Genomic DNA, 759 nt, shown 5'->3' on the forward strand with positions numbered 1-759 from the left:
CCGTGCTGGTGCCAACTTCCTGCGCGTGATCGGTCAGATCAAGCAGCGTCTGGGTCACACTCCGGTGCCAATCCAGTTGGCTATCGGTTCCGAAGACAACTTCCAGGGTCAGATCGATCTGATGGCTATGGAAGCTGTTTATTGGAATGATTCTGACAAAGGTATGGTTCCAGTTCGTAAGCCTATCCCTGCTGAACTGCAGGAACTGGCTGACGAGTGGCGCGGCAACATGGTTGAGGCTGCGGCCGAAGCCAGCGAAGAGCTGATGAACAAGTACCTCGAAGGTGAAGAACTCACCAACGAGGAAATCAAGGCCGCTCTGCGTCAGCGTACTATCGCTGGTGAGATCGTTCTGGCTGTTTGCGGTTCTTCCTTCAAGAACAAGGGTGTTCCCCTGGTTCTCGACGCCGTTATCGATTACCTGCCTGCGCCTGTTGATATTCCTGCCATCAAGGGTACTGACCCGGATGACGAGACTATCGATCTGGAGCGTCATGCAGACGATAACGAACCGTTCTCTGCTCTGGCATTCAAAATTGCCACTGACCCATTCGTGGGTACCTTGACCTTCGTTCGAGTTTACTCGGGCGTGTTGGCCTCCGGCGACGGCGTGATCAACTCGGTTAAAGGCAAGAAAGAGCGTGTGGGTCGTATGGTGCAAATGCACGCAAACGCCCGTGAAGAAATCAAGGAAGTACGCGCCGCCTCGCCGGCCGGGGTCAGCTGATAGCCTTGGGCGTGCTGCACGAACAACGCGGT

Annotated in this window: 1 pseudogene; it reads left to right on the plus strand. The window is 55.2% G+C overall.

The features are described 5' to 3' along the window. A pseudogene (locus ACIOYV_RS33290) lies at nucleotides 1-721 on the plus strand (EF-Tu/IF-2/RF-3 family GTPase); the annotation flags it as partial. Between the last annotated feature and the right edge of the window lie 38 nt (nucleotides 722-759).

Origin of the sequence: Pseudomonas sp. NPDC087342 (assembly GCF_044744265.1) — a bacterium.
Lineage (GTDB): Bacteria > Pseudomonadota > Gammaproteobacteria > Pseudomonadales > Pseudomonadaceae > Aquipseudomonas > Aquipseudomonas nunensis.